Annotated in this window: 26 protein-coding genes; 21 read left to right on the top strand and 5 right to left on the bottom strand. The window is 56.9% G+C overall.

What is annotated here, in order from left to right:
• Window positions 1–39: 39 nt before the first annotated feature.
• The 7 genes from BM352_RS19245 to lpxB all read left to right on the top strand — a co-directional run bounded on the left by BM352_RS19245 (window position 40) and on the right by lpxB (window position 6,614).
• Window positions 40–165, top strand: a complete 126-nt coding sequence (locus tag BM352_RS19245; protein WP_281245116.1) for a hypothetical protein — start codon at window positions 40–42, stop codon at window positions 163–165.
• 139 nt (window positions 166–304) lie between these two features.
• On the top strand, window positions 305–2,644 hold the full coding sequence (gene bamA / locus BM352_RS12085) for an outer membrane protein assembly factor BamA (RefSeq protein ID WP_090217130.1): 2,340 nt from the start codon (window positions 305–307) through the stop codon (window positions 2,642–2,644).
• Between the two features lie 2 nt (window positions 2,645–2,646).
• Window positions 2,647–3,276 carry an OmpH/Skp family outer membrane protein gene (locus BM352_RS12090; RefSeq protein ID WP_090217133.1) on the top strand — a complete coding sequence of 210 codons (630 nt, stop codon included), beginning with the start codon at window positions 2,647–2,649 and terminating at the stop codon, window positions 3,274–3,276.
• Window positions 3,277–3,344: 68 nt separating this feature from the next.
• The gene (fabZ, locus tag BM352_RS12095) at window positions 3,345–3,800 is read left to right on the top strand and encodes a 3-hydroxyacyl-ACP dehydratase FabZ (protein ID WP_090217135.1); all 456 of its coding nucleotides are present in this window, start codon (window positions 3,345–3,347) and stop codon (window positions 3,798–3,800) included.
• Window positions 3,797–4,582 carry an acyl-ACP--UDP-N-acetylglucosamine O-acyltransferase gene (gene lpxA / locus BM352_RS12100; RefSeq protein ID WP_090217138.1) on the top strand — a complete coding sequence of 262 codons (786 nt, stop codon included), beginning with the start codon at window positions 3,797–3,799 and terminating at the stop codon, window positions 4,580–4,582. The genes fabZ and lpxA overlap by 4 nt, the downstream gene beginning before the upstream one ends.
• Window positions 4,582–5,445 (top strand): LpxI family protein, encoded by an 864-nt coding sequence (locus BM352_RS12105; RefSeq protein WP_090217141.1) that lies wholly within the window; start codon window positions 4,582–4,584, stop codon window positions 5,443–5,445. The genes lpxA and BM352_RS12105 overlap by 1 nt, the downstream gene beginning before the upstream one ends.
• Window positions 5,442–6,614, top strand: coding sequence for a lipid-A-disaccharide synthase (lpxB, locus tag BM352_RS12110; protein ID WP_090217143.1), 1,173 nt, complete (start codon window positions 5,442–5,444; stop codon window positions 6,612–6,614). Before BM352_RS12105 ends, lpxB begins: the two co-directional genes overlap by 4 nt.
• Here the strand turns inward: lpxB and BM352_RS12115 are convergent.
• Window positions 6,611–7,081, bottom strand: a complete 471-nt coding sequence (locus BM352_RS12115; protein ID WP_090217145.1) for a YbaK/EbsC family protein — start codon at window positions 7,079–7,081, stop codon at window positions 6,611–6,613. The two genes, lpxB and BM352_RS12115, sit on opposite strands and share 4 nt — an antisense overlap.
• A gap of 77 nt (window positions 7,082–7,158) precedes the next feature.
• Here BM352_RS12115 and BM352_RS12120 point away from each other — a divergent pair, with 77 nt between their 5' ends.
• Entirely contained in the window at window positions 7,159–9,933 is a 2,775-nt protein-coding gene (locus BM352_RS12120; protein WP_090220223.1) for a bifunctional [glutamate--ammonia ligase]-adenylyl-L-tyrosine phosphorylase/[glutamate--ammonia-ligase] adenylyltransferase, read from the top strand.
• 50 nt (window positions 9,934–9,983) lie between these two features.
• On the top strand, window positions 9,984–10,253 hold the full coding sequence (locus tag BM352_RS12125; RefSeq protein WP_090217147.1) for a hypothetical protein: 270 nt from the start codon (window positions 9,984–9,986) through the stop codon (window positions 10,251–10,253).
• 80 nt (window positions 10,254–10,333) lie between these two features.
• On the opposite strand, the gene BM352_RS12130 is transcribed toward BM352_RS12125, so the two are convergent.
• Window positions 10,334–10,996 (bottom strand): invasion associated locus B family protein, encoded by a 663-nt coding sequence (locus BM352_RS12130; RefSeq protein ID WP_090217149.1) that lies wholly within the window; start codon window positions 10,994–10,996, stop codon window positions 10,334–10,336.
• 429 nt (window positions 10,997–11,425) lie between these two features.
• On the opposite strand from BM352_RS12130, the gene BM352_RS12135 reads away from it, so the two are divergent.
• Window positions 11,426–12,979, top strand: coding sequence for a helicase HerA-like domain-containing protein (locus BM352_RS12135; RefSeq protein WP_090217151.1), 1,554 nt, complete (start codon window positions 11,426–11,428; stop codon window positions 12,977–12,979).
• A 42-nt stretch (window positions 12,980–13,021) separates the two neighbouring features.
• On the opposite strand, the gene mazG is transcribed toward BM352_RS12135, so the two are convergent.
• Window positions 13,022–13,834: a nucleoside triphosphate pyrophosphohydrolase gene (mazG, locus tag BM352_RS12140; RefSeq protein WP_090217153.1), complete on the bottom strand. Its 813-nt coding sequence runs from the start codon at window positions 13,832–13,834 to the stop codon at window positions 13,022–13,024.
• A 57-nt stretch (window positions 13,835–13,891) separates the two neighbouring features.
• Here mazG and BM352_RS12145 point away from each other — a divergent pair, with 57 nt between their 5' ends.
• The gene (locus BM352_RS12145) at window positions 13,892–15,052 is read left to right on the top strand and encodes a M20 aminoacylase family protein (protein WP_090217156.1); all 1,161 of its coding nucleotides are present in this window, start codon (window positions 13,892–13,894) and stop codon (window positions 15,050–15,052) included.
• Here the strand turns inward: BM352_RS12145 and BM352_RS12150 are convergent.
• Entirely contained in the window at window positions 15,049–15,603 is a 555-nt protein-coding gene (locus tag BM352_RS12150; protein WP_217643017.1) for a flavin reductase family protein, read from the bottom strand. The two genes, BM352_RS12145 and BM352_RS12150, sit on opposite strands and share 4 nt — an antisense overlap.
• Window positions 15,604–15,670: 67 nt before the next feature.
• Between BM352_RS12150 and BM352_RS12155 the strand changes: the two genes are divergently transcribed.
• The 10 genes from BM352_RS12155 to BM352_RS12200 all read left to right on the top strand — a co-directional run bounded on the left by BM352_RS12155 (window position 15,671) and on the right by BM352_RS12200 (window position 24,266).
• On the top strand, window positions 15,671–17,053 hold the full coding sequence (locus BM352_RS12155) for an aminotransferase (RefSeq protein ID WP_090217159.1): 1,383 nt from the start codon (window positions 15,671–15,673) through the stop codon (window positions 17,051–17,053).
• Window positions 17,053–18,021, top strand: a complete 969-nt coding sequence (gene speB / locus BM352_RS12160; protein WP_090217161.1) for an agmatinase — start codon at window positions 17,053–17,055, stop codon at window positions 18,019–18,021. The genes BM352_RS12155 and speB (BM352_RS12160) overlap by 1 nt, the downstream gene beginning before the upstream one ends.
• Window positions 18,021–18,962: an agmatinase gene (gene speB / locus BM352_RS12165; RefSeq protein ID WP_090217163.1), complete on the top strand. Its 942-nt coding sequence runs from the start codon at window positions 18,021–18,023 to the stop codon at window positions 18,960–18,962. The genes speB (BM352_RS12160) and speB (BM352_RS12165) overlap by 1 nt, the downstream gene beginning before the upstream one ends.
• Window positions 18,963–19,026: 64 nt before the next feature.
• The gene (locus BM352_RS12170; protein ID WP_090217166.1) at window positions 19,027–19,914 is read left to right on the top strand and encodes a lysophospholipid acyltransferase family protein; all 888 of its coding nucleotides are present in this window, start codon (window positions 19,027–19,029) and stop codon (window positions 19,912–19,914) included.
• On the top strand, window positions 19,914–20,726 hold the full coding sequence (locus BM352_RS12175; RefSeq protein WP_090217169.1) for a glutamate racemase: 813 nt from the start codon (window positions 19,914–19,916) through the stop codon (window positions 20,724–20,726). The genes BM352_RS12170 and BM352_RS12175 overlap by 1 nt, the downstream gene beginning before the upstream one ends.
• Window positions 20,727–20,781: 55 nt before the next feature.
• The gene (gene argC, locus BM352_RS12180) at window positions 20,782–21,810 is read left to right on the top strand and encodes an N-acetyl-gamma-glutamyl-phosphate reductase (protein ID WP_090217171.1); all 1,029 of its coding nucleotides are present in this window, start codon (window positions 20,782–20,784) and stop codon (window positions 21,808–21,810) included.
• A 12-nt stretch (window positions 21,811–21,822) separates the two neighbouring features.
• Complete coding sequence (gene ccmE, locus BM352_RS12185; protein ID WP_090217173.1) at window positions 21,823–22,269, top strand: cytochrome c maturation protein CcmE; 447 nt, start codon at window positions 21,823–21,825, stop codon at window positions 22,267–22,269.
• Between the two features lie 57 nt (window positions 22,270–22,326).
• Window positions 22,327–22,938, top strand: a complete 612-nt coding sequence (locus tag BM352_RS12190) for a holin-associated N-acetylmuramidase (protein WP_090217175.1) — start codon at window positions 22,327–22,329, stop codon at window positions 22,936–22,938.
• Window positions 22,929–23,405, top strand: coding sequence for a holin family protein (locus tag BM352_RS12195; RefSeq protein WP_090217177.1), 477 nt, complete (start codon window positions 22,929–22,931; stop codon window positions 23,403–23,405). The genes BM352_RS12190 and BM352_RS12195 overlap by 10 nt, the downstream gene beginning before the upstream one ends.
• Before the next feature lie 84 nt (window positions 23,406–23,489).
• Entirely contained in the window at window positions 23,490–24,266 is a 777-nt protein-coding gene (locus BM352_RS12200; protein ID WP_090217179.1) for an enoyl-CoA hydratase-related protein, read from the top strand.
• A 40-nt stretch (window positions 24,267–24,306) separates the two neighbouring features.
• Here BM352_RS12200 and BM352_RS12205 read toward each other — a convergent pair whose 3' ends face one another.
• Window positions 24,307–25,596: a citrate synthase gene (locus BM352_RS12205; protein WP_090217181.1), complete on the bottom strand. Its 1,290-nt coding sequence runs from the start codon at window positions 25,594–25,596 to the stop codon at window positions 24,307–24,309.
• Between the last annotated feature and the right edge of the window lie 90 nt (window positions 25,597–25,686).

Here is a 25,686-nt window from a genome sequence, read left to right on the forward strand (position 1 = left end):
AGAGCATTTAAGGGTCGTATTCTGTGAGGGATAGGACCCATGCAACATATTCAAACTGGCTACCAAGGCCTGAGCCTTCTGCTGCGCCTCAATTGGGACCGTTTGCTATGGCCCGTTGCCATCGTTGCTGCACTTGCGACTGCGGGTCTTCTCGCCGGTCTCTGACCCTCTGAAACGTCTGTAACAATGCCAGCCGAAGAGCGCCTGTTTTCAGGCCGCTCTTTTTGGGCTTCGTTTTGACAAGTGTGCAGACTCGGGCTAGACCGAACACACAACATAGAGTGTCAGAGCGGGACCCGAGCACATGAAGATCGCATTAGCGACGCAGCACGCACGTCAATTCATTAAGATTCAGTGTGTTAGGGCAGCCTTGTCCGGACTAGCAATCGTTGCAGTAGGCGCAGCCGTGCCTCAGGCTCCGGCATTTGCACAGACCTTCCCAATTTCATCGGTAGAAATTGACGGCAACCAACGTATCGAAGATGCAACAATCCTGAGCTATCTTCGGCTCGAGCGCGGGCAAGCGGCCTCTGCTGCTCAGTTGAACGATGCGATCCAGCGCCTGCAACGCTCGGGGCTGTTTGAAACCGTTGACGTTGTTCCAGTCGGCAACCGTTTAGTTGTCACCGTGAAGGAATACCCGACGATTAACCGCGTGAACATCGAGGGCAACAAGCGCCTCAAGGACGCGGATTTAATCCCGCTGCTGCAATCCAAATCGCGCAGGGTCTACAGCCCGTCCACTGCAGAGGCTGACGCCGCGCTGCTGGCCGAAGGGTACAATCAGGCTGGTCGGATCGCCGCAACTGTTACGCCGCGGATTATTCCACGTTCCAACAACCGCGTGGATCTGGTCTTTGAAATATCCGAAGGCGATGTTGTCGAGGTTGAGCGGATCAGCTTCATTGGCAACCGTGCATATTCGGATCGCCGCCTGCGCCGTGTTGTCGATTCCAAGCAAGCGGGCTTGCTGCGCTCCATCATTCAGTCGGATACATTTGTCAGCGACCGGATTGCGTTCGACCGCCAGCTCCTGCGCGATTTCTATCTGTCTCGCGGCTATGTCGATTTTCAGGTCTTGTCCTCGACACCAGAACTGACGCGCGAACGCGACGGTTATTTCGTGAGCTTCAAAGTGCGCGAAGGCCAGCAGTTTAAAGTTGGGCAAGTGACGACCTATTCCGATCTGCCCGAGATCGATATTGATGAATACCAAAACGTAGCACGCCTGAAAGCGGGCGAAGTATATTCGCCTGCCAAGATCGAAAACACGATCACCCGCATGGAACGTTTGGCTCTTCAAAAGGGCCTGAACTTTATTCGGGTCGAGCCTCGGATCACCCGAAACGATGCTGACATCACCCTAGACGTTGAATTCGCGATCATCCGGGGCCCGCGCGTCTTTGTGGAGCGTATCGACATCGAGGGAAATGCGACCACTTTGGACCGCGTAGTCCGACGCCAGTTCAAGACGGTTGAGGGCGACCCGTTCAATCCTCGCGAAATCCGCGACGCCGCCGAGCGCATTCGCGCGTTGGGTTACTTCTCCACGGCGGATGTGAATACGCGTCAAGGGAGTGGGCCGGAACAAGTTGTCGTCGACGTTGATGTTGAGGAAACCACAACCGGCTCGTTAGGCTTCGGCGTTAGCTACGGTGCAGATGCTGGCGCGTCTTTCAGCGTTACATTCCAGGAACGAAACTTCCTTGGCCGTGGCCAGACCTTGGCGTTCTCTTTCGATACAGGGTCTGACAACCAAAACACATCTATCAACTTTATCGAACCTGCGTTTTTGGGTCGCGATTTGGCCTTGGGCCTTAATCTGTACTACCGCACCACTGACAACCAATATGCGGCCTACGACACTCAAAACGTCGGCTTCGAGCCCAGCATTGAGTTTCCAGTGTCCGAAAACGGACGTCTGCGGCTGAACTACCGGATTTCCAAAGACGCGGTCAAAAATGTTGATCCAACGACTTCCGTTATAATTCAGCGCGACGAAAGCTCTGCTTTTACCTCTGCCTTGGGTTACCTCTATTCTTACGACACGCGCCGCACCGGTTTGAACCCGAACGGTGGCGTCTTGTTGCGCTTTGGCCAACAAATCGCAGGTGTCGGCGGCGGTTTGCGTTTCTTGCAAACCACGGGCCTTATCGCTGCAGAAACAAAGATTGCACGCGAGGAAGTCACTCTGCGCGCGCAGCTTGAGTTCGGAGCAAATACCCGTCTGACAGGCAATAGCCGCATCACAGAGCGCTTCTTTCTGAACTCCAGCAAGATGCGCGGCTTTGATGGTGCGGGTGTCGGTCCACGCGATCTTGCGAGCACAAATCAGGACGCTTTGGGCGGAAACTACTACGCAGTTGCTCGGCTCGAAGCTGACTTCCCACTGGGCTTGCCAGAGGAATACGGCATCCGTGGTGGCGTGTTCTTTGATGTAGGCTCTCTTTGGGGCCTGGATGATACGAATAACGGCACCGCTGCCGGTGTGGATGATAGCTTCAAGCTCCGCTCTGTGATCGGGGTGTCGGTTCTTTGGGACACGCAGATTGGCCCGCTCCGGTTCAACTTCTCCAAGGCTTTGGTGAAAGAAACTTACGACCGCGAGCGTTCGTTCGACCTGACCGTTTCCACACAGTTCTGACCATGAGCTTACGTCGCTATGCGGGTGCGATGGTGGTGGCTTTCGCCATAGCGACGCCCGCTATGTCGCAAGACATCCAGCCCAGCCCTGTGCTGACCTTGGATCAAGACCGCATGTATTCAGCGTCGCTGTTCGGCAAACGCGTGCAAGAAGATCTTCAAAGCCAGTCCTCGGAGTTGGCGCAGGAAAACCGCAAGATCGAAGGCGCGCTTGAAGAAGAAGAGCGCCGCCTTACCGACGAGCGCGCTGCGATGGACCCAGAGGAGTTCCAGAAGCTCGCGGCCGATTTTGATGAGCGAGTGACCGGTATTAGGCGCGCTCAAGCGACCAAATCCGACAGTATCCGGCGACAGGCAGAGGCGGAGCGGGTTCGATTTTTTGAAGCGGCGTTCCCGATTCTACTGGAATTGGTCGAAGAAACAGGCGCGGTTGCCATTCTCAATAACAGCGCTGTGATATTTTCGGTGCGTCCGATCGACATCACTGATGCTGCTATCGCACGGATAGATGCGGCGATCGGGGCGTCACCTGCGCCCGTCGATCCAGGACCCTTGCCGGTGCAACGCCCGGACCAAACCCCCACCGAGGCGGCCCCACAGCCTGACGCCGGCACCGGTGATAGCAACAACTAGACCGGCAATCTTGTGCGAAGGGTGGGCTGGTGCTACCCAAAAAGAGCCGAAGGCCAAAGGACAATACCATGACGCAGACCTCCGCCGACATTCACCTGATCCAACGGATCATTCCACACCGCTATCCGTTCCTGTTGATCGACAAAGTTGTGGATATCAAAGCCGGTGAAAGCGCGCGCGGTATCAAGAACGTCACGTTCAACGAGCCCCATTTTCAAGGCCACTTCCCCGGCGCGCCCATTATGCCCGGTGTGACAATCATCGAGGCTATGGCGCAAACGGCTGCCGTGATGGTTGGTGTGACGATGGATATGGCCGACAAAGACCTGCTGGTTTATTTTATGGCTATCGACGGCTGTAAATTCCGGCGGAAGGTCGTGCCGGGCGACGTGCTGCATCTGGATGTGCAGGTAACCCGTGGCAAAGCAGGCGCAAAGGTCTGGAAATTCAAAGGCACCGCAACGGTCGACGGCGAAATGGCCGCCGAGGCGGAGTTCACCGCAATGATGGACTTGCCGAAGTGAGCGCGACGATCCATCCCTCAGCCTTCGTCGAAGAGGGCGCGAAGATCGCCGATGGCGTGAAAATCGGCCCGTTTTGCACGGTTGGTGCGAATGTGACACTCGCCGCGGGGGTGGAATTGAAAAGCCATGTGGTCGTAACAGGCCAAACCACCATCGGCGAAGACACTGTGATCTTTCCGTTCGCAGTTATCGGTGAAATTCCTCAAGACCTGAAATTCGACGGTGAAGAAACCCGCCTTGAGATCGGATCGCGCAATCGCATCCGCGAAGGTGTGACAATGAACACTGGTACGACCGGCGGCGGCGGGCTGACAAAAGTCGGCGACGACTGCCTGTTCATGACGGGCGCCCATGTCGGCCATGACGCTATTGTCGGCAACGGTGTAATCATGGCAAACCAAGCCGCCTTGGCAGGTCACTGCATCATCGAAGACAAGGTTATCATCGGAGGTCTGGCGGGCATCCACCAGTTTGTGCGCATTGGGCGTGGTGCCATCATTGGCGCTGTGACGATGGTGACGAATGACGTCATCCCCTACGGTCTGGTGCAAGCTCCGCGTGGCGAATTGGACGGTCTGAACTATGTCGGCCTGAAACGCGCTGGCGTGGCTCGATCGGATATTACAGCTTTGCGTGCCGCCTATCAGATGCTGCGTCAGGGTGACGGGGCATTCCAAGATCGTGCGCGTCGTCTTTCCGAAGAGACTGACAGTGACTATGTGCGCGAAGTCGTCGACTTCATTTTGGGCGACAGTGATCGGTCGTATCTTGCGCCGCGCTGATGCTGGCTCTGGTCGTAGGTGAAGGCGATTTGCCCGAGTTGCTCATGGAGCATCTTTTGGCAACGGAAACCCCGTATCAGCTATGCCAGATGGAATGGCAGGGTGCCGACGCACGTGGGGATCGACCCGTCCGCAAATTCCGGATCGAGACGCTCGGAACGTTCATCGCGTGGTTGAAGGAAAAGGGTGTCGACCGGATTTGCTTTGCCGGCCGCGTTGATCGCCCGCCGCTTGATCCGACCAAGATTGACGCGCTGACCATGCCGCTTGTGCCGCGAATGATGCAGGCCCTGCAGGTCGGCGATGATGCCGCGCTGCGTTTGGTGCTTGGCTTCTTCGAAGAAGTTGGCATTCAACCCGTTGGGGCACATGAGGTGTATCCGGAAATCCTGCAGCCCGCGGGGTTTCTGGGAAAAAACCGCCCCTCTGAGGAGCATGAACGAGACGCGGACCGTGGGATCGAAGTGATTGCCGCCATGGCTGCGGCAGATGTCGGGCAGGCGTGTATCACCCACAAGCGCCAAGCGATCGCGATCGAAGCGCAGCCGGGGACGGACTTCATGATGCAAGGGCTCTTGCAACAACGGGTTGGGCTGCCGTTTTGGGGGAGCTTGACCGGTGTCAGTAGAGCGCCGCGAGCAAAGGAGTTGCCTGGTAAGGGCGGTGTCTTGGTTAAAGCGTCCAAACCCGGGCAGGAGCTGCGCATCGACATGCCAACAATCGGCCCTGATACGGTGCAACGCGCGGTTCAGGTGGGGCTGGATGGCATTGTGATCGAAGCAGGGCGCGTGATTGTGCTCCAGCCGTCTGTCTGCACGAAAATCGCCGATAGATACGGGCTTTTCCTCTGGGTGCGCGAATGAGGGTCTACCTTATCGCAGGGGAGCCGTCGGGTGATAAACTCGGCGGCGCCTTGATGGAGGGCCTCAAGCAACTCAACCCGAATGTGCAGTTCCAAGGCGTTGGTGGCCCGCTCATGGAAGCGCAGGGCATGACGTCGCTTTTCCCAATGGAGGAACTTTCGGTCATGGGGCTAGCCGAGGTGCTTCCCAAACTGCGCGGCCTGTTCCGCCGTCGCGATGAGACGGTAGAGGATATCATCGGCTCTGGCGCAGATGTGGTGGTCACCATCGACAGCCCTGATTTCTGCCTGCGGGTCCTGCGTAAACTGCGTGCTTTGTCGGCGGTTCCAACCGTTCACTATGTCGCTCCGTCGGTTTGGGCTTGGCGTCCCAAGCGCACCGAACGCATGAAGGGAATTGTCGATCACGTTATGGCATTATTGCCCTTTGAGCCGCCCTATATGGAGCGTGCGGGGCTGGCCTGCGACTTTGTTGGTCACCCTGTGGTGGCAGAGCCTTTGGCCGATTTTTCTGATGCAAAGGCCTTCCGCGACACTTACGGTCTGGGCGACGCTCCCGTGGTTTTAGCTCTTCCGGGATCCCGGCGCGGAGAGGTCACGAGGCTCGCTGACATCTTCGGGGAAAGCCTCCACAAGCTGGCGGCAAAGAGGCCGGACATCCGTGTGGTCGTGCCTGCAGCTGGGTCAGTTGCTGCATTGGTGCAGCAACAAACCAAAGGCTGGGCAGGTCAGCCTGTCATCCTTGATCCGCGGGGGATGAATCCTGAGGTGGCCCTCGCGGAAAAACGCGCAGCTTTTGCCGCAGCGGATTTAGCATTGGCGGCATCTGGGACGGTCTCTTTGGAACTGGCCGCCAACACGGTGCCGATGGTCATTGCCTATGACATGAACTGGTTCTCGCGCAAAATGATCAGGGCGATGTTGCAGATCGACACGGTGACCTTGGTGAACCTTGTGTCAGAAACCCGCACAATCCCAGAATTTCTGGGTGATGACTGTAAACCCGACGACATCGCACGGGCTTTGCTCACAACCTTGACGCCAGGGCCAGAACGCGCGGCTCAGGCCGCAGCAGCGGAAATTACGATGGAGCGGCTAGGGCGCGGTGATGAACCACCCGGCCTGCGGGCCGCAAAAGTCGTCACACGTGTCGCAGGATTTGACGCCTAGGTGGTAAACTCGGCCAATGCGCCTGCTGTCAGCGCGATCAAGTCGTCAGGTGATAGTGAAAAGATATGGCGCGGGGTGCCAGCCGCGGCCCAGACCACAGAAAACTCAGTCAGTCGCGGATCAATGAATGCGCGGATGGGATTCAAATGGCCGACGGGCGACACGCCCCCGATGGCAAACCCGGTCTGAGCGCGTATCAGTGCGGCGTCTGCCTTACCCAATGGCTCGCCAGCTAGACTACTCGCCTTGGCGCTATCCACCTGATTTCCGCCAGCGGTCAGAAACAAGACAGCCTCATTGCTGATCTCTCCACGAAATATGATAGATTTGGCGATCTGGTCTACATGACAGCCAGCTTGCTCCGCGGCTTGCGCAGCAGTGCGGGTCTGGTCACCCGTTTCAATGATTTCTGCCAGAACACCCGCATCTTCTAGGGCCTTGGCGACACGTTTAAGACTTTTGCTCATGCCAACAGTTTTACGGCTAGGATGCGGTGCTGCAAGCACCAGTTGACGGCGGCGGCTGCGACTTCCATCGTGTGAGCATGACATTCGCTGACCTGATCACACGGCACCCGCTGCCGCATAACCCCGAACGCTGCGCTGAGGCGCAGGTGCGTTTCGCGGGGCTTCCTGAACCGCTAATGACGCTTATGGTGAACACGGCTGGGTGCAGCCCTTATCTGGCTGGTCTCTTGGCACGGGAGGCGGATTGGATTGCTCGTTTGGTCAGCCAGAGCGCTGAGGATTTGCGTGATGAAGTCTGGCAGAGCATCGCGCATACGGACGGCGACTTGAAAGACGTTTTTCGTCAGTCAAAACGGCGGATCGCCTTGCTGGCTGCACTTGCGGATATTGGCGGGGTCTGGCCTCTGGAAACTGTCACCACAGCGTTGACCGAACTTGCAGACCGTTGCTTGCAGCGTGGCTTGACCGATCTTACAGCGGCACAGATCGCCCGCGGGAAGATACCGGGGCAAACAGAGGCCGATGCTGAAACGGGGGCAGGGATGTGCGTTCTGGCGATGGGCAAAATGGGCGCCTTCGAGCTGAACTACTCATCAGACATCGATCTCATCTGTTTGTTTGACGAAAGCCGGTTCTACCCCGACGACTACCTTGAGGTCAGAACCACATTCGTTAAAATTACTCGTGCGCTTATGGGCCTGATGTCTGATGTCACGGCTGAGGGTTACGTCTTTCGCTCAGATCTCAGATTGCGCCCAGATGCGTCCGTCACGCCTGTCTGCATCGCTATGGAAGCGGCAGAGCGGTATTACGAAAGCGTGGGGCGCACGTGGGAGCGCGCGGCTTTCATCAAAGCACGGCCCAGTGCAGGCGATTTGAAAGCTGGCAATCGTTTTCTCGAACGCCTCAGCCCGTTCATCTGGCGAAAGCATCTCGACTTTGCGGCGATTGAGGATGCGCATGACATGCGCCTCAAAATCCGCAGTCATAAAGGCTTGGGCGGAGCGATGAAGCTGGATGGCCACAACATGAAACTTGGGGCAGGCGGCATTCGTGAAATCGAGTTCTTCACCCAGACCCGCCAGCTGATCGCCGGAGGGAGAGACCCAAGCCTTCGGGTGCGCGGCACACGCGAGGGGCTGGATCGTCTCGTTGACGCGGGATGGGTTCCGAAAGACGCATCTGACAGGCTTCAGGCCGCTTACATAGCTCACCGTGAGGTGGAACACCGGTTGCAGATGATTGGCGACGCGCAGACGCATGAATTGCCAAAAGGCGAAAGTGGATTTCTGCGCTTGTCACGGTTCATGGGTGAGGCGGATCCATCGGTCTTTCGTGCAGGTTTGCTCGCACGACTAGAAGAGGTTGCAGACGTTACCGACAGCTTCTTTGCTCCAGACGAAGCAGAAGATGCGCCTGAAACCGAAGGGCTGGCCTCCCCAAGCGCGTATCTGGAGCAGTGGCGCAGCTTGCCCGCGTTACGGTCCGAGCGATCTGTCACTCTGTTCAAACGCGTTTTCCCAACCATTCTCAAGCAAATGGCGCAAGCGACCCGCCCACCCGAAGCGATGGCGGAGTTCGAACGCTTTTTGTCCGGTCTGCCCGCAGGTGTTCAGGTCTTCTCGCTTTTTGACGCGAACCCCCAACTGACCAAACTGATCGTCGACATTTGCGCAACGTCGCCCGCATTGGCGACGTATCTGTCGCGTAATTCCGCAGTCCTTGATGCCGTCATTGGCGGCGACTTCTTTGCGCCCTGGTTGGGCGTAGAGGGTCTGACAAAACTGCTCGTCAAAAAGATCGAGGCCATTTCGGACTACGAAGGTCGGCTTGATGCGGCGCGGCGCTGGCAAAAGGAATGGCATTTCCGTGTCGGTGTTCACCACCTGCAAGGGCTCATTGGCCCAGATGAAGCGAGTGAGCAATATGCCGACCTCGCCGATGCAACGCTTGGGGCTTTGATGCCCGTGGTCGAAGCAGAGTTCACGCGCAAGCACGGGTCGCCGCCGGGGCGCGGCGCAATGATCCTTGCGATGGGGTCAGCGGGGGCTGCCTCCCTAACAGCTCAGTCCGACCTTGATCTCATCGTCATCTATGATCCCGCCGGTGTGGCGAGTTCGGACGGGCGCAGACCGTTGGAGACGCGCACCTATTATGCGCGCTTCACGCAAGCTTTTGTCACGGCACTTACAGCGCCAATGGCCGAAGGCCGCCTTTACGAAGTTGACCTGCGGCTTCGGCCGTCTGGCCAATCTGGACCCGTCGCGACATCTCTTGAGGCGTTTAAGAGTTATCAGATGAATGACGCGTGGGTCTGGGAACACCTTGCCCTGACGCGCGCACGGGCTGTTGCTGGCGATCGGTCATTGCAAGAGGATGTCGAGGCCGTACGTTGCTCTATCCTGGCATCAAGCTATGACGCGTCAAAGATCATACAAGAGACGCAAGAGATGCGTGTAAGACTGGCCGAGGCGACCGGGAGGGTTGGGCCATGGGATGTGAAATCAGGTGCTGGTGGACGGCAGGACATTGAGTTGCTGAGCCAAGCGCTTAGCTTGATCTCTAAAGGCAACGAACGCCAGATCGTGCCACAACTCAGACATGCATTGGATCAAGGCCAGCTAACAGAGGCGCAATTTCAAATACTAACTGGCGCACATTCAGTCTTTTCCTGCGTTCAAATGGGTGCGCGGTTGGTCTCGGACAAAGAACTGTCGCCGGAGGCACTTGGGGCGGGTGGCATCTCGATGCTCCTGCGGGATTGCGGCTGCGATACGATGGACGAGCTAAGAGACCGTATTGCGGAGTGTCGCAAACAAGCCGCTGAAGTGGTGGAACAGGTTCTGGCCTAGACAGGTCTGTGTGCTAGGAGTGAGTCGACACACGCTTATCGGAGCAGCAGATGGATTTGAGCAAAATTGACCGCAAGGGCCTCATTCGCGAAGCCTATCGGATCGAAGGAATTACTGCAGGCGAATGCCGGTCGATCTTTCTGGATTGGGCGATAAACCTTCCTCAGTCTCAAGACAGCCACGAGGCCATTACCCAGTTGCTCGCCGCCTATGGTGACATGCCAGCAGATCACCCTATGACAGTTGTTTTGAACGACGGCTTGGCCGCGAAGCCAAAGGCAACACGGCGCGGCGGGCGAAAGGCGCGGGTTTCGCCCTAAGCAAAATTGGACACTCCAATAAAAAACGCCGCCAGCTTTTCGAAGCGGCGGCGTTCAAATCTAGATGTCTTTCTGAGCGATCAGTTGGCTGTCGCTGCGATCACGGCATCGAAGCCTGCCGTGAAGCCTTTCAGCGACATGGTCAACTCGACCTTCTGATCAGGTGCCTGTGCTGGCACAACCACGATCTTGGCAGAGTTGCCAGCCTTGAAGCCAGCCACATCACCTGCGGTGAACCCAACGCGGGAGAAGCACCCGATGGTTGTGCAGAAGGTAAACGGATAAACCTTTGCTTTACCGCCATCTACAGACAAAAGCACGTTCTGGGTCAGCAGGGTTTCAAGAGGGGTGACAATCGTGGCACCCGCCGCCAGTTTGTCATCTTGAGGCAGGTTGAACAGATTGATCTCTGCAACAGAATTGCCCTGCTGATCTTCCAACAATTGATAAAGCTGGCATGGGTCTTTGGTGCCCTCTGGCGCTTTGATGCAGCGCAGTTCCCAATCACCATGTTCGGACACACGGTAGGTTTTGCCGACCTCAACAACGTCCGCGCCCGTGCTCAGACCATCCGCACGTGGAGTCTCTGTCGCGGGGGCTTCGGCAGCGGGGGCCTCAGCTGCTGGCGCTTCGGCGGCAGGCGCTTCGGCGGCGGGCTCGGTTGTGGTTTGCGCGATTGCGCCACCGGCAAAGACGGCGCTCAATGCGGCGCCAATTAACATGGATTTCAAATACTCAGACATGGGGACCTGTTGCTCAATTTTGATATTGAAAGCGGTTTAGCATGCGCTGCCAGCACTGTCAGGCCGGAAAACGCATTTGTGCAGATGCATGGGGTAATTTCCGCCGATCGTCGCTGAAAACAAAAAAGGGTCCGCAAGCAGACCCTTTTTCTAGAATTTTTTCTCCCTGTCGGACTAGGCCGACTTATGTAGCGAAGACTAAGCGGCGAATTCGCATGGGTCAACAGGAAACCTGCGACAATCTGTTCACATTTGATGGGTCGCAAAAAAAAGGCCGTGTCAAGAAGACACGGCCCAGTCGACAGGGAGGAAGTCATGCCAAGCGCCGTAGCAACGACGCATCAACATGACGTTCATACTGGCACATGGACGTTAACAAGCTATTGTGGCGCCGAACTAAACTGCGAACGATCGAATTGAGGGACTATCATGGCAGACACGGACAACGTTTTTGTGGGCGGCGGCGGCGAGGGCTATTCTGAGCCGCAGGAGCTTTTGCTGAAATATGCCAACCGTCACGGCCTGATTGCAGGTGCGACAGGCACCGGTAAAACGGTGACGCTTCAGATCCTTGCTGAAAGCCTCTCCAACGCAGGTGTTCCCGTTTTCATGTCGGATGTGAAGGGCGACTTGTCCGGCCTCGCGGCGGCAGGCTCCGAGACACACAAGTTGCACGGCGCATTCATGGAGCGGGCGGCGAAAATTGGTTTTGACGATTACGCCTACGACTCCTTTCCTGTAACTTTCTGGGACATGTATGGCGAAAGCGGGCATCCCGTCCGCACGACTGTCAGCGAAATGGGGCCGCTCCTGTTGTCGCGCTTGCTGGAGCTATCCGAAGCGCAGGAAGGGATCTTGAACATTGCGTTCAGGGTCGCTGACGAGGAAGGCCTGCCGCTCCTCGACTTGAAAGACCTGCAATCCCTCTTGGTCTGGATCGGTCAGAACGCCAAGTCCCTGGCGCTACGTTACGGGTTCGTATCCTCTCAGTCGGTCGGAGCGATCCAGCGACGCTTGCTGGTACTTGAGAACCAAGGTGCCGGTGATTTCTTTGGGGAACCCGCGCTCGATCTAGAAGACATGTTCCATGTAGACGCTGACGGGCGCGGCCAGATTAACGTGCTCGCAGCCGACAAGTTGATGTCAGCGCCGAAGCTCTACGCGACATTCCTTTTGTGGCTGCTGTCGGAACTGTTCGAAACGCTGCCAGAAGTGGGTGATCCCGACAAACCGATCTTCGTGTTTTTCTTTGACGAGGCGCATTTGCTGTTTGACGGCGCGCCGAAAGCTTTGGTCGACAAGGTTGAGCAGGTCGCGCGTCTCATCCGTTCCAAGGGCGTGGGCGTGTATTTCATCACCCAGAAACCAGCCGATGTGCCTGAAGATATTCTGGGGCAACTCGGTAACCGCGTTCAGCATGCATTGCGCGCATTTACGCGCAAGGATCAGAAAGACCTCCGGTCGGCAGCCGATACCTATCGCGAGAACCCGCGCTTTGACGTGGAAGACGCGATCAAGGAAGTCGGCGTCGGCGAAGCAGTGACCTCGTTTCTGATAAAAAAGGGCATTCCCGGAATGGTAGAGCGGACCTTGATCCGGCCGCCATCTTCGCAGCTTGGGCCCATCTCAGACAAAGAGCGCCGCGCGATCATCGCCACATCGCCTGTCGCAGGAAAATACGAAACGACGCTGGACCGCGAGTCAGCCTTTGAAATGCTGGCGAAACGGGCCGAAGACGCGGCTAAAGCCGCTGAGGAAGCCGAAGCCAAGGAAGACGAGCTTGAAGCACGCGAGCGGGAATATCAAACCGCACGGCGCTACTCGGGAACCCGGGTGAATCGCTCAACCTCTAAAACGACCAGGAAACGCCGCGGCGACAGCGCGGGCGAGGCTTTCGCAAAATCGATGATGAGATCCATTGGCACCAAAGCCGGAACCGCAATCGTCAGGGGCATAATGGGAAGCCTGTTCAAGGCCCGGTAGCTTTTACGCCTGCGGTGCGCAGTATGTTGGAACACTTAGGGTTCAGGCGTTTCTTGCGTCCGCTTTAACCTCATCCCACAGCGCGTCCATTTCGGCGAGATCGGATTGGGCGGGCGTTTTCCCTCGGGCTTTCAGTTTGGCCTCAACGCCCTCGAAACGGCGGACAAATTTGGCATTGGCGGCCCGCAAGGCGGCTTCCGGATCCAAACCAAGATGTCGCCCGAGATTAGCCATTACGAAAAGGAGATCGCCGAACTCTTCTTCGATTTCGGTTTGGGTAAGCATATCGCGCGCCTCAACCAGTTCGCGCGATTCCTCAACGATCTTATCAAGAACCTCGTCGGTAGAGGGCCAATCAAATCCGACCCGCGCGGCCCGTTTTTGAAGCTTCAGCGCCCTCAGCAACGCCGGCAACCCGACAGCAACCCCGTCCAGTGTCCCGCCTTGCTTTTTGCCTGCGCGCTCCGCTGCTTTGATCTTCTCCCAATCCGCGACCTGCTGTTCGGCGGACTTGTTGCGACTCTCGTCGCCGAACACATGCGGATGGCGGGCAATCATCTTGTCGGAAATCGCATTGGCAACCGAGGCAAAATCGAACAGCCCTGCCTCTGTCCCCATTTGGGTGTGGTAGACGGTTTGCAACAACAGATCGCCCAGTTCACCCTCCAGCTCTTGCCAGTCTCCACGCTCGATTGCGTCGGCAACTTCGTATGCCTCCTCAATCGTGTAGGGGGCGATGCTGGCGAAGTCCTGCTCGATATCCCAAGGGCAACCGCGGTCAGGGTCGCGCAGGCGGCGCATAATCTCGATCAGGCGCGGCATCGGCTGGGTGGCATCGTGGACAAGATCGGGCATTGCAGCGCCTTCGTGTTTGGTGGAACGTGAGCGCAGATAACCAGAAGGAGCGCCCCCATGCCACCCGTGAACCGCATTGCCGACTACGCAGAGGATATGAAGACATGGCGGCGCTGGATGCATCAGCATCCTGAATTGCAGTTTGAATGTCATCAGACGGCTGCTTTTGTGGTTGAACGGCTCAAGGAATTCGGGATCACCGACATCCACGAAGGGATTGCCACCAGTGGCGTCGTGGCCATCATTGACGGGCAGGGCGAAGGCCCCACGATTGGACTGCGCGCGGATATGGATGCGTTGCCAATGCAGGAAACAACGGGCCTGGATTACGCCTCCACAGTTCCGGGAAAGATGCACGCGTGCGGGCATGATGGGCACACGACGATGCTGCTTGGGGCAGCCAAGTACCTTGCCGAGACGCGCAATTTCAAAGGGCGCGTTGCGTTGATTTTCCAACCCGCGGAAGAAGGCGGCGGCGGGGCTGGCGTCATGGTCGAGGAAGGCATCATGGAGCGGTTCGACATTGCCGAGGTATACGCGCTTCACAACAGCCCGCACGAAGCCTTCGGGTCCTTTGTTACCACAGGCGGCCCGATCATGGCGGCGGTGGACACGTTCCATATACATGTGACTGGAGTCGGAGGGCACGGCGCCTATCCGCAAGACACCAAAGATCCGATCACGGCGACACTTGGCATTTGCAACGCCATACAGACCATCGTTTCGCGTAATCACAAGTCTCTCGACGACTTGGTGGTTTCGGTGACACAAATCCACACAGGCTCTGCGGATAATGTGATCCCCGACACGGCCTATATCAACGGCACCGTGCGAACGTTCGACCCGTCAGTCCAAGATATGGTGGAGCGCCGATTGGGCGAGATCGTTGCGGGGCAGGCCGCCAGTTACGATGTCACCGCAAAGCTTGTGTATGAACGGGGCTACCCAGCCACGGTAAATGACGCCGACAAGGCCTCCTTCGCAGCAGATGTAGCCCGACAGGTTGCAGGCGAGAGTGCCGTGAATGATCACGCTGGCCGCGAAATGGGGGCGGAGGACTTCGCTTATATGCTCGAAAAACGTCCCGGTGCCTACTTGTTCCTAGGACAAGGCACCGAAGCGGGGCTGCACAACCCGAACTACAACTTCAACGATGAGATCGCCCCAATCGGCGCGTCGTTCTTTGCCAAGCTCGTGGAGACAGCGCAGCCGCTTTAAGCCAAGGCCTGATAGGCCCGATTGCCATAGAGCAACGGTTTGCCGTCCAGCCCCGAAACTTTGCACACCGCGCCGATCATGACGTGGTGTGTGCCAATCCTTTCGTCAGACAGCAGTTTGCAGTCGAAACGTGCCAGTGCTGTCGTCAATCCCGGTGCGCCGGTCTGCATCGGCTCGAACGGGCCAGCTGCGAACTTATCCCCACCCGGAGCAGCAGCGCGGCTCGCGAATACATTCGCAATCTCGACCTGATCGGCGCCGAGGACATTAATGCAAAAACACCGGTTCGCCAGAATGGCCGGCGCGGCTGTGGTTTCGTGATGCAGGCAAACCAGCATCGTCGGCGTATCACCGTCTGCGGACACCGAAGTCATCGCCGACACGGTCGCCCCTGCCGCACCCGCTGGTCCATCCGTTGTCACGATAGTGACAGACGATACAAGCTGGCTCATCGCTTCAAGAAACTCTTCGCGAAGCTGCATTCGTTCCGGTGTGGTCATGATGGCCTTCGTCTTTTCTGCTGCGATGTCTGTGTGCCTGTCGATCAACATAGGCGCAAGCCTTGCAATGTCACGGACGCAGGGGCAGGTTGGCCATATTGTGGAGTCAGGAGCACTTATGACCACGGACACCAATCTGGACATTGCGGCCCTCGACACGGCCCATTCCCTTCACCCTTGGACTCATTTTGAAAGCTTCGTGCGCGATGGTCCCTTGGTCATCGAGCGCGGCTCTGGCTGCTCATTATGGGACACGGACGGGCGAGAGTATCTGGATGCGGTCGGCGGGTTGTGGTGCACCAATATCGGCCTTGGACGACGCGAGATGGGCGAAGTGATCGCCGCCCAGGCCGAGAAATTGGCGTTCTGTAACACCTTCGTGGATATGACCAACGGGCCCGCTGCCTTGCTGAGCGCCAAGCTGGCAGATCTCGCACCAGGTGATTTGAATCATGTCCACTTGACCACCGGCGGTTCAACCGCCGTGGACAGTGCCTATCGGATGGTTGCCTATTACCAGCGGTGCGCCGGTCGACCCGAAAAAACGCAAGTGATCGCACGAGACAGTTCCTACCATGGCTCTACTTATGCGACGATCTCCATCGGCAAGCGCGCTGGCGACAAGATGCCAGAGTTTGAATATGCAACGAAAGGCATTCACCATATCAGCGCGCCCGATTGCTACCGTGCGATTGGGGAGCGCAGCGAAGCCGAGTTTTGCGACGATCTGGTCGGCGAATTCGAAGCAAAGATCGCTGAGATCGGGCCGGAAAAGATCGGCGGCTTCTTCGCTGAACCAATACAGGCGTCCGGCGGTGTCGTGGTGCCACCAAAGGACTATCTCAAACGCATAGCCGCAGTTTGCCACAAACACGACATCCTGTTCATTGCCGATGAGGTTGTGACAGGCTTCGGTCGCTTGGGGCACTGGTTCGCCTCTTGGGACGAGTTCGGCGCTCAACCAGATATCATTTGCTGTGCCAAAGGCCTTAGCTCTGGCTACCAACCCATTGGAGCAATGATATTTTCTGACAGAATATGGGACGCTATGCAGGGCGACCGGTGGTATGCCTCTGGATTTACTTATGCGGGCCATCCCGTCGCCTGCGCAGCCTCCCTGAAGAATATCGAAATCATCGAGAGGGAGGATCTTCTTTCGCACGCCACCGATGTAGGGCAATATTTTGAGGATCGCCTAAGCGTTCTGGAAGGCCTTCCATTGATCGGCGATGTGCGCGGGCGCAAGCTGATGCTCTGCGTTGAAAGCGTGGCAGACAAAACAACCAAGACGCTGCTGCCGGATCATTTGGATGTAGGGAAACGCATTGCCGATGCAGCGGAGGCACGCGGGCTTATGGTGCGCCCGATGGGGCATCTGAATGTAATGTCGCCTCCGTTGGTCATTACAAAATCTCAGATTGATTTTATCGCCGAGACGTTGGAAGCCTCTGTCAAAGAGGTCACAGATCAGTTGGTTCGCAACGGGGAGAGGATTGGATAATGGCACTCAATGAAGCCTCGACCGCAGTAGATAAGGCGTTGACACGCGACGGCTACAAAGGCGCAAGTTTTGAGAACGCCTTTGGCGGTGCACTTAGTTTTCTGCGCCGCACCTACACAAAGGACCTAACTGGCGTAGATCTGGCCGTGACAGGTATTCCTTTCGATCAGGCTGTGACGAACCGGCCCGGAACGCGCCTTGGTCCGCGCGCCATTCGCGAACAATCCTCGCTCCAGGCGTTCGATCCACCCTATGGGTGGGAAATCGATCCCATCGCGGACTTCAATATAGCTGATTACGGCGATTTAGCATTTGATTATGCTGACATACCGGCCTTTCCTAAAGCTGTCACGAAGCACATTTCTACGATCTTGGATGCAGGTGCGGGCTCACTTTGCCTTGGCGGCGACCACTACATCACCTTCCCGATCCTGCGCGCCTATGTCGAAAAATTCGGGCCGCTGTCCTTGCTGCAATTTGATGCACATTCGGACACTTGGCCTGATGACGATATGTCCCGCGTCGACCACGGCACTATGTTCTATAAAGCCGTCAAGGAGGGACTAATCGTTCCCGAAAGGTCGGTGCAGGTTGGCATTCGAACTGTTTGCGAAGACTACATGGGGGTCACAGTGATCGATGCCCGTGAAGTCCATGAGACGGGAACTGCCGCTGTGGTGAAGAAGATCAAAGACGTGATCGGGGACAATCAGACCTATTTGACCTTCGATATCGATTGTCTTGATCCAGCCTTTGCGCCTGGGACAGGGACGCCGGTTTCTGGCGGTCTTAGCTCTGCTCAGGCCTTGCATATCCTGCGAGACCTGAAAGGGCTCAACATGGTCGGAGGCGACGTGGTCGAAGTATCACCGCCTTTTGACGTTGGCGGGGCGACTGCCGTGGCGGGGGCGCAAATCGCAACGGAACTGATGTGTCTTTATTGTTATAACAAGCGGGAGCGTGCGTGATGCCAAACCAACCGGTCTCTGGGAATGATCTTGCGCGCTTTGCCGGGCAGGGCACCTTTATGCGACTACCCAGGGTCGACAGCGCAGACGGTCTAGACGTAGCCTTTCTGGGCATTCCAATGGATCACGGGTCGAGTTGGCGGTCTGGCACACGTTTCGGACCTGCACAGGTCCGCAATGAAAGTGCGATGATCCGGCCTTACGCTGTGCAAACTGGAGCAGCGCCCTTCGACGCGCTGCAATGCGCGGATGTAGGTGATGTGGCCATCAACACATTCAATCTACGCGAAAGTATTCGTATTATTACAGAGCATTACGACGCGCTTCTAAAGCACGACGTTATCCCGATGAGCATTGGTGGCGATCATACAATTACCCTCCCGATTCTGCGCGCCATTGCGAAAAAGCATGGGCCCGTCGGCCTTGTCCATGTGGACGCACATGCCGATGTGAACGACGAAATGTTTGGGGAGCGTGAGACCCATGGCACCGTGTTCCGCCGTGCGTATGAGGAGGGGCTGCTCCGCCCGACTGATGTCTACCAGATCGGATTGCGCGGGACGGGCTACACCGCTGAGGATTTCGACGAACCACGGGAATGGGGTTTCAACCTGACTTTGGCTCAGGAGCTTTGGCACAAATCCACCGCACCTCTTGCCGCTCATATCAAAAAGAACATGGGCGCGGGGCCGGTCTATATCACCTACGACATCGACAGTCTTGATCCCTCGATTGCGCCGGGCACAGGAACACCGGAAATCGGCGGGCTGACAACGCCGCAGGCGCTGGAGCTGATCAGAGGCCTTCGGGGTTTGCCGATTGTTGGCTGTGATCTCGTGGAGGTGGCGCCACCTTACGACACTAGCGGAAACACAGCATTGACGGCTGCCAACATTATGTTCGAAATGCTCTCAATATTGCCGGGCGTGCCCTATCGATAGTTTTACCAAACTGTCTTGAAGTGCCGTCATATTGTTAAAGAATTTGCTCGGAGGCTCGCGCGCTATGAATCAGGCGCCAAGAGAGATTAGCTATGCGCACGCGGCGCGATCACGAGGCGGGCGCGCCCTTATTCGGGTTCTGGAAAATACCACAGGTCGCATTCGCATGATCCGTCGTGCGCGCGGCTACGAGCAGGAGGTCGCGGCCGGCGCAGATTTCTGGGAGGTCATGACCGAACGCTACGGCCTCACCTTAGAGGTGATGGGCGGAGCGCCGGCAAATATTCCCTCGACTGGCCCGCTGATAACAATAGCCAACCATCCTTACGGCATCCTCGACGGCTTGATGATGGGCCATATCCTGAGCCACACGCGCGGGGATTTCCGGATTTTGGCCAATGCTGTTTTTCGCAAGGCTGAGGATATCAACAAGATCATTCTGCCGATCAGTTTTGATCAGTCGAAAGAGGCGGTTGCGCAGAACGTCGCCACGCGCAAAGAGGCGCTCAGCTATCTGGGGGACGGTGGCGCGGTTGGGGTGTTTCCCGGCGGCACGGTTTCGACCTCGGCCAAGCCTTTTGGCGAACCTATAGATCCGGCATGGCGCACCTTCACCGCGAAGCTGATCGCCAAGTCCGAGGCCGCCGTTGTGCCGATTTACTTCGCCGGTTCCAATTCTCGATTGTTCCAACTGGCAAGTCACGCGCACCCGACTTTGCGGCTGGCATTGCTGATTAAGGAATTTAAACGCCGCGTGGATGAACCAGTGCGTGTCGTAATCGGTGATCCAATCCCGAAAGAGGCTCTTGAGCCATATTACAAAGACCCCAAAGCGATGATGGACTTTTTGCGCAGATCGACATACGAGTTGGCGCCCGAACCTCTCTCTTCGCTGGACTATGGCTACGAGTTTGAGGATAGGTGGAAGCAGAAAGCAAACGGCGCAGGCTAATGGCAGTAGGTATTTTCGACAGTGGGTTAGGCGGCTTGACCGTCTATGACCAGATTGCGGCTGACATGCCCGATCTGCCGGTCTGCTATTTCGCCGACAGCGCGAATACGCCCTACGGTGTGCGGACACCGGATGATATTTTTAACCTGACCTGTGCGGCCACCCAGTCCTTGTTTGACGCAGGCTGCGATCTGGTGATCTTGGCGTGCAATACGGCATCGGCCGCAGCACTTCGTCGGATGCAGGAAAGCTGGGTACCGACTGACAAGCGTGTGCTTGGTGTTTTCGTCCCGATGATCGAAGCCCTAACCGAACGCAACTGGGGCGATAACTCCCCGCCCCGTGAGGTAGATGTGCGCGATGTGGCCTTGTTCGCAACCCCTGCGACCGTTGCGTCGCGGGCGTTCCAGCGCGAACTGGCGTTCCGTGCGATTGGTGTCGACGTTGAGGCTCAACCCTGCGGGGGCCTTGTAGACGCGCTGGAAGACGGCGACGAGATGCTGGCCGAGGCGCTGGTGCGCTCTCATGTGGATGCGCTGAAACGGCGGATGCCCCATCCGCAAGCGGCAATTCTTGGATGTACGCATTACCCGTTGATGCAAAAAGCTTTTCAAGACGCGCTCGGTTCTGATGTTAAAGTGTTCTCGCAGGCCAATCTGGTTTCAGCAAGTCTTGCCGACTACCTGAAGCGGCACCCGAATATGCTGGGCAAAGGAACAGAAACCAAGTTTCTGACGACAGGTGATCCCGCGCAGGTGACCGACCGCGCAACGCAATTCTTGCGACGAAAGATCAAGTTTGAAGCGGCCTGATTGCCGCCCGCACGTCTTTCTTCTAAACCTTCTATGAATTCATACGGAGTCTGTCATGACCCATAAAATCGCTATCCTTGGTGCGTCAGGATACACTGGCGCCGAACTTGTTCGGTTGATCTCTACACACCCGTCTCTGACCATCGCGGCCCTGTCCGCCGATCGCAAAGCCGGCATGGAAATGTCCGACGTCTTCCCGCATTTGCGGCATCTGGATTTACCCACTCTCGTTACCATCGACGAGATTGACTTCAGCGAAATCGATCTGTGCTTCTGTGCGCTCCCCCATAAAACCTCGCAGGAAGTTATCCTGAAACTGCCTGAAACGCTGAAGATCGTCGACCTGTCCGCTGATTTCCGGTTGCGCGACCCAGAGGCCTATAAGACGTGGTACGGCAATGATCATGCAGCCTTGGAGATGCAGAAGGAAGCCGTTTACGGCCTGACAGAGTTCTACCGCGACGACATCGCGGGCGCGCGGTTGGTTGCTGGAACAGGCTGTAACGCCGCTACCGGGCAATTTGCCTTGCGGCCGTTGATTGCCGCTGGCGTGATCGATCTGGACGACATCATCCTTGACCTGAAAGTAGGCGTGTCAGGCGCGGGGCGGTCCTTGAAAGAAAATCTGCTCCATGCGGAGCTGTCAGAGGGCAGCAATGCCTACGCGATCGGCGGCACGCACCGGCATCTGGGTGAGTTCGACCAAGAGTTCTCTGCCATTGCCGGACGGGACGTTAAGGTTCAGTTTACCCCGCATCTGGTGCCAATGAACCGCGGCATCCTTGCGACAGTTTATGTTAAAGGCGACGCGGCGGAGATTCACGCGACGCTGGCGGAGGCCTATAGCGGCGAACCCTTCGTTGTAATTCTGCCGTTCGGACAGGCCCCATCCACCCACGAGACCCGCGGGGCGAACTTCGTTCATATCGGGGTGACGGGTGATCGTATCGAGGGGCGGGCAATCGTGATCGCGGCGCTCGACAACCTCACGAAAGGCTCATCGGGTCAGGCGTTGCAAAACGCCAATTTGATGTTAGGTCTTGAAGAGACCGAGGGGCTGATGATGGCCCCGCTGTTCCCGTAAAGGATCCGCGCCATGAAGGGCCTCAAGAAAAAACGTCGTATTCAGGTCATCGCAGTTGCTGCGGTGGCTTTGTTGATTTCGACCGGATTGATCGGTTACGCCCTTCGCGATGGAATCAATTTTTTCCGATCGCCAACTCAAGTCGTTGAATCGCCACCAGCTGAGACAGAAACGTTTCGGATTGGCGGGCTGGTCGAGGATGGCAGCCTGAAAGTGAATGCATCCGAAGAGATCGTGTTCAACGTGACCGATGGCAATGCAGTGGTGCAGGTGGCGTATACAGGAATCCTTCCCGACTTGTTCGAAGAAGGTCAAGGCATGGTAGGGACCGGAAGATACATTCAAGGCGTCTTTCAAGCCACTGAAATATTAGCGAAACACGACGAGAAATACATGCCAGTAGAGGTCATCGACGCGCTGAAAGAACAGGGCGTTTACCAAGAGGCGAACGGTAGCTAAGCGCCCCGTTAAGCTATTTGGCGCACCTTCGGCCCCGCGTTCCAGCGGAGGCCCAAGATGCAAACTGTATTCGAAATCGCGCAAGACATCGTTCGCCGAGAAGGCGGATACGTGAACGATCCAGACGATCCGGGCGGGCCTACCAACTACGGTGTAACCCTCCATACGATGCGCCGTTTGGGATTGGATTTGAACGCAGACGGACGGATCACAAAGGCGGATGTCGAGGCCCTGTCCGAAAAGCAGGCGGTCGAGATCTTCATAGATCACTACTTTGTTCACCCTCGTATCGATGCTCTACCGCAACCGCTTCAGGCGAGCGTGTTCGATATGCAGGTGAACTCCGGCACGAACGCGATCAAGCTGCTCCAACGCCTTCTTAACGATATGGGGCAAGATGTCGCTGTCGACGGAGTGATCGGCCCTCACACAATCCGAGCTGCCTATGCGGCGTACCAAGGCGCGCCCGATCACATGGCAGACGCATATGGAATTGCGCGGCGCAGCTACTATTACGATCTAGCGGAGCGTCGGCCAGCCTCACGGAAATATGCGCGACGGCGCGACGGCGGAAAAGGCGGATGGATCAAACGGGCTGAGGAGTTTCTGTCGCCGCACTACCACCTGTCTGACACCGATCATCGCAAACGGGTGGCGTCATGGGGCTGATCTCGAAGGTTTTAGGCGGCGGTGTGGGGGCGGCAGCAGACGCTGTTGTTGACGTTGCAGAGGTCTTTCGCCCCAATGCAACACGGGAGATGGAATTGGGCCATGAGGCTTTCACAGCCTCGCTCAGCCAGCACGGTGCCGAGTTTCAATACGGACGCGTCGGGTGGTTCGATAGGTTGATGAACGGTCTCAACCGTCTTCCTAGGCCAATGCTAGCGCTCGGTACGCTCGGGATGTTTGTCTATGCTATGGTCGACCCGCTGTCCTTTGCCGAGCGGATGAAGGGGCTGGACTACGTGCCTGAGCCGATGTGGTGGCTACTTGGGGCGATCGTCAGTTTCTATTTCGGTGCGCGCGAATTGCACTATCGCAGAAGGCCGCCAACGGCGCCGTCAAATCCGCCATCCCGGCGTGTCCCGTCAACAAATCCGGCGCTGGAGGCTTGGCGATCTGAAAGAGGCGGTTAAAATCAACGAATGACGGCGCGTTTCGCTTTTCTAAACTGAACGGTTCGCTATCTTAGCGTCCAACATCTGAATTGGAGAAGCCCGATGCAATACGAAACCTTGCGGCTGAATGTCAGCAACAACGTTGCGATCATAGAATTCACCCGTGACGAGGTGATGAATGCGCTCAACACGCAGATGCGAGCAGAAATACTGCATGCGGTCAAAGCTGCCGAATCCACAGCTCGAGTGCTGGTGCTTACGGGTAAGGGACGGGCATTCTGCTCTGGTCAGGATTTGGGGGATCGCGCGAGCGTCGCTTCGACCGACCTGGAGCGCACCTTGCGCGACGAATACGTCCCAATGCTGATGGCGATCTACAATTGTCGAATCCCGACCATCTCGGCGGTAAATGGGCCAGCGGCGGGGGCAGGGGCCAACCTTGCATTGGCAGCGGATGTGGTCATTGCCACCCGATCCGCAGTGTTCTTGCAGGCGTTCACACGCATCGGGCTTATTCCTGATGCAGGCGGCAGCTACTTCCTTCCGCGTCAGGTTGGGTTAGCAAAGGCCATGGGGGCCGCATTGTTTGCCGAGCCGCTTACCGCGGATCAGGCCAGCGCAATGGGGATGATTTGGGAATCAGTCGCGGATGAAGAGTTTGCCCAGCATTGGAAGAACCGTGCGACCCATCTGGCCAACGGGCCAACGGAGGCCTACGCGCGGGTCAAAAAGATCATGCGGTCGAGCTTCGAGAACGATCTAGAGAAACAGCTACTTTTAGAAGCAAAGCTTCAGGGCGAGTGCGGCAAGACCCATGACTTCCGCGAGGGCGTTTTGGCGTTTCTAGACAAGCGTGCGGCGAATTACGAAGGGCGCTGAGCAAGAAAAGAAAAAGGCCACCCGAAGGTGGCCTTGATACTTAGCGGTTTTCGATGTCGATGTAGTCTCGCAACGCTTCGCCCGTGTAGAGCTGGCGCGGGCGGCCGATTTTGAGGTTCGGATCCGAAATCTGCTCTTTCCACTGGGAAATCCAGCCAACCGTCCGGGCCAATGCGAAGATTGGCGTGAACATCGAAGTCGGGAAACCCATCGCTTCCAGAATGATGCCGGAGTAGAAGTCGACGTTCGGGAACAGTTTCTTTTCTGCGAAATACGGGTCGTTCAGTGCTTGCTTTTCAAGCTCTTTCGCGACCTGCAGCTTGGGGTTGTTCTCGACGCCCAGAAGGTCAAGGACCTCGTCAGCCGATTGCTTCATCACCTTCGCGCGCGGATCGAAATTCTTGTACACGCGGTGGCCGAATCCCATCAGTCGGAACGGATCGTTCTTGTCTTTGGCACGCGCGATGAACTCGGGAATACGATCGACAGTGCCGATTTCTTCCAGCATTTCTAGGCACGCTTGGTTTGCGCCGCCGTGTGCAGGGCCCCACAGACAAGCGATGCCCGCTGCGATACAGGCGAACGGGTTCGCGCCGGATGACGATGCCAAGCGCACGGTCGAAGTCGATGCATTCTGCTCGTGATCTGCGTGCAACGTGAAGATGCGGTCCATGGCGCGCGCCAGAATGGGGTCCACTTCGTATTTCTCCGCAGGAACAGAGAAACACATATGCAAGAAGTTCGCGGCGTAATCGAGATCGTTGCGGGGATACACGAATGGTTGCCCGATGGAGTATTTGAACGCCATCGCCGCAATTGTCGGCAGCTTAGCAATCAGACGGATCGCTGCGACTTCGCGCTGCCACTCGTCGTTGATATCGGTGCTGTCGTGGTAGAATGCCGACATCGCACCTACGACGCCCACGAGCGTAGCCATCGGGTGAGCATCGCGGCGGAAACCACGGAAGAAATTGTGCATTTGCTCGTGAACCATCGTGTGGTTAGTCACGCGGGATTCGAAGTCTTCCAGCTCTGTCGCAGATGGCAGCTCGCCGTATAGCAGCAGGTAGCAAACTTCTAAATAATGGGACTTTTCGGCCAATTGGTCGATCGGATAGCCGCGGTGCAGCAATTCGCCTTTGGCGCCATCGATGAAGGTGATGGTGCTGTCGCAGGCTGCGGTTGACGTAAAGCCAGGGTCGTAGGTGAACACGTCGCCTTGCGCATAGAGTTTGGTGATGTCGACGACATCAGGCCCCACAGTCGGGGAATAGATCGGCAACTCGATTTCGTTATTACCAATAATCAATCGTGCGGATTTGTCGGACATACATTCACCTTTCGTGTGTCTGGAGGTGTGCGCGGTCGCAACCTCCTGTTATAAATGGCATTTCTGCCATCCGGCTTGTTGTTCTCTTAT

The sequence above is a fragment of the Litoreibacter janthinus genome (assembly GCF_900111945.1).
In the GTDB taxonomy this organism is placed as follows: domain Bacteria; phylum Pseudomonadota; class Alphaproteobacteria; order Rhodobacterales; family Rhodobacteraceae; genus Litoreibacter; species Litoreibacter janthinus.

Excerpts from the sequence above, each read along its gene's own strand:
- BM352_RS12115 (WP_090217145.1), bottom strand. The coding sequence starts at position 7,081 with ATGAGCAAAAGTCTTAAACGTGTCGCCAAGGCCCTAGAAGATGCGGGT.
- BM352_RS12190 (WP_090217175.1), top strand. The coding sequence starts at position 22,327 with ATGCAAACTGTATTCGAAATCGCGCAAGACATCGTTCGCCGAGAAGGC.
- BM352_RS12200 (WP_090217179.1), top strand. The coding sequence starts at position 23,490 with ATGCAATACGAAACCTTGCGGCTGAATGTCAGCAACAACGTTGCGATC.
- BM352_RS12135 (WP_090217151.1), top strand. The coding sequence starts at position 11,426 with ATGGCAGACACGGACAACGTTTTTGTGGGCGGCGGCGGCGAGGGCTAT.
- argC (WP_090217171.1), top strand. The coding sequence starts at position 20,782 with ATGACCCATAAAATCGCTATCCTTGGTGCGTCAGGATACACTGGCGCC.
- BM352_RS12130 (WP_090217149.1), bottom strand. The coding sequence starts at position 10,996 with ATGTCTGAGTATTTGAAATCCATGTTAATTGGCGCCGCATTGAGCGCC.
- BM352_RS12155 (WP_090217159.1), top strand. The coding sequence starts at position 15,671 with ATGACCACGGACACCAATCTGGACATTGCGGCCCTCGACACGGCCCAT.
- mazG (WP_090217153.1), bottom strand. The coding sequence starts at position 13,834 with ATGCCCGATCTTGTCCACGATGCCACCCAGCCGATGCCGCGCCTGATC.
- BM352_RS12145 (WP_090217156.1), top strand. The coding sequence starts at position 13,892 with ATGCCACCCGTGAACCGCATTGCCGACTACGCAGAGGATATGAAGACA.
- BM352_RS12125 (WP_090217147.1), top strand. The coding sequence starts at position 9,984 with ATGGATTTGAGCAAAATTGACCGCAAGGGCCTCATTCGCGAAGCCTAT.
- BM352_RS12205 (WP_090217181.1), bottom strand. The coding sequence starts at position 25,596 with ATGTCCGACAAATCCGCACGATTGATTATTGGTAATAACGAAATCGAG.
- fabZ (WP_090217135.1), top strand. The coding sequence starts at position 3,345 with ATGACGCAGACCTCCGCCGACATTCACCTGATCCAACGGATCATTCCA.
- BM352_RS19245 (WP_281245116.1), top strand. The coding sequence starts at position 40 with ATGCAACATATTCAAACTGGCTACCAAGGCCTGAGCCTTCTGCTGCGC.
- ccmE (WP_090217173.1), top strand. The coding sequence starts at position 21,823 with ATGAAGGGCCTCAAGAAAAAACGTCGTATTCAGGTCATCGCAGTTGCT.
- BM352_RS12175 (WP_090217169.1), top strand. The coding sequence starts at position 19,914 with ATGGCAGTAGGTATTTTCGACAGTGGGTTAGGCGGCTTGACCGTCTAT.
- BM352_RS12195 (WP_090217177.1), top strand. The coding sequence starts at position 22,929 with ATGGGGCTGATCTCGAAGGTTTTAGGCGGCGGTGTGGGGGCGGCAGCA.
- BM352_RS12150 (WP_217643017.1), bottom strand. The coding sequence starts at position 15,603 with ATGTTGATCGACAGGCACACAGACATCGCAGCAGAAAAGACGAAGGCC.
- BM352_RS12090 (WP_090217133.1), top strand. The coding sequence starts at position 2,647 with ATGAGCTTACGTCGCTATGCGGGTGCGATGGTGGTGGCTTTCGCCATA.
- speB (WP_090217161.1), top strand. The coding sequence starts at position 17,053 with ATGGCACTCAATGAAGCCTCGACCGCAGTAGATAAGGCGTTGACACGC.
- BM352_RS12170 (WP_090217166.1), top strand. The coding sequence starts at position 19,027 with ATGAATCAGGCGCCAAGAGAGATTAGCTATGCGCACGCGGCGCGATCA.
- bamA (WP_090217130.1), top strand. The coding sequence starts at position 305 with ATGAAGATCGCATTAGCGACGCAGCACGCACGTCAATTCATTAAGATT.
- speB (WP_090217163.1), top strand. The coding sequence starts at position 18,021 with ATGCCAAACCAACCGGTCTCTGGGAATGATCTTGCGCGCTTTGCCGGG.
- BM352_RS12105 (WP_090217141.1), top strand. The coding sequence starts at position 4,582 with ATGCTGGCTCTGGTCGTAGGTGAAGGCGATTTGCCCGAGTTGCTCATG.
- lpxB (WP_090217143.1), top strand. The coding sequence starts at position 5,442 with ATGAGGGTCTACCTTATCGCAGGGGAGCCGTCGGGTGATAAACTCGGC.
- BM352_RS12120 (WP_090220223.1), top strand. The coding sequence starts at position 7,159 with ATGACATTCGCTGACCTGATCACACGGCACCCGCTGCCGCATAACCCC.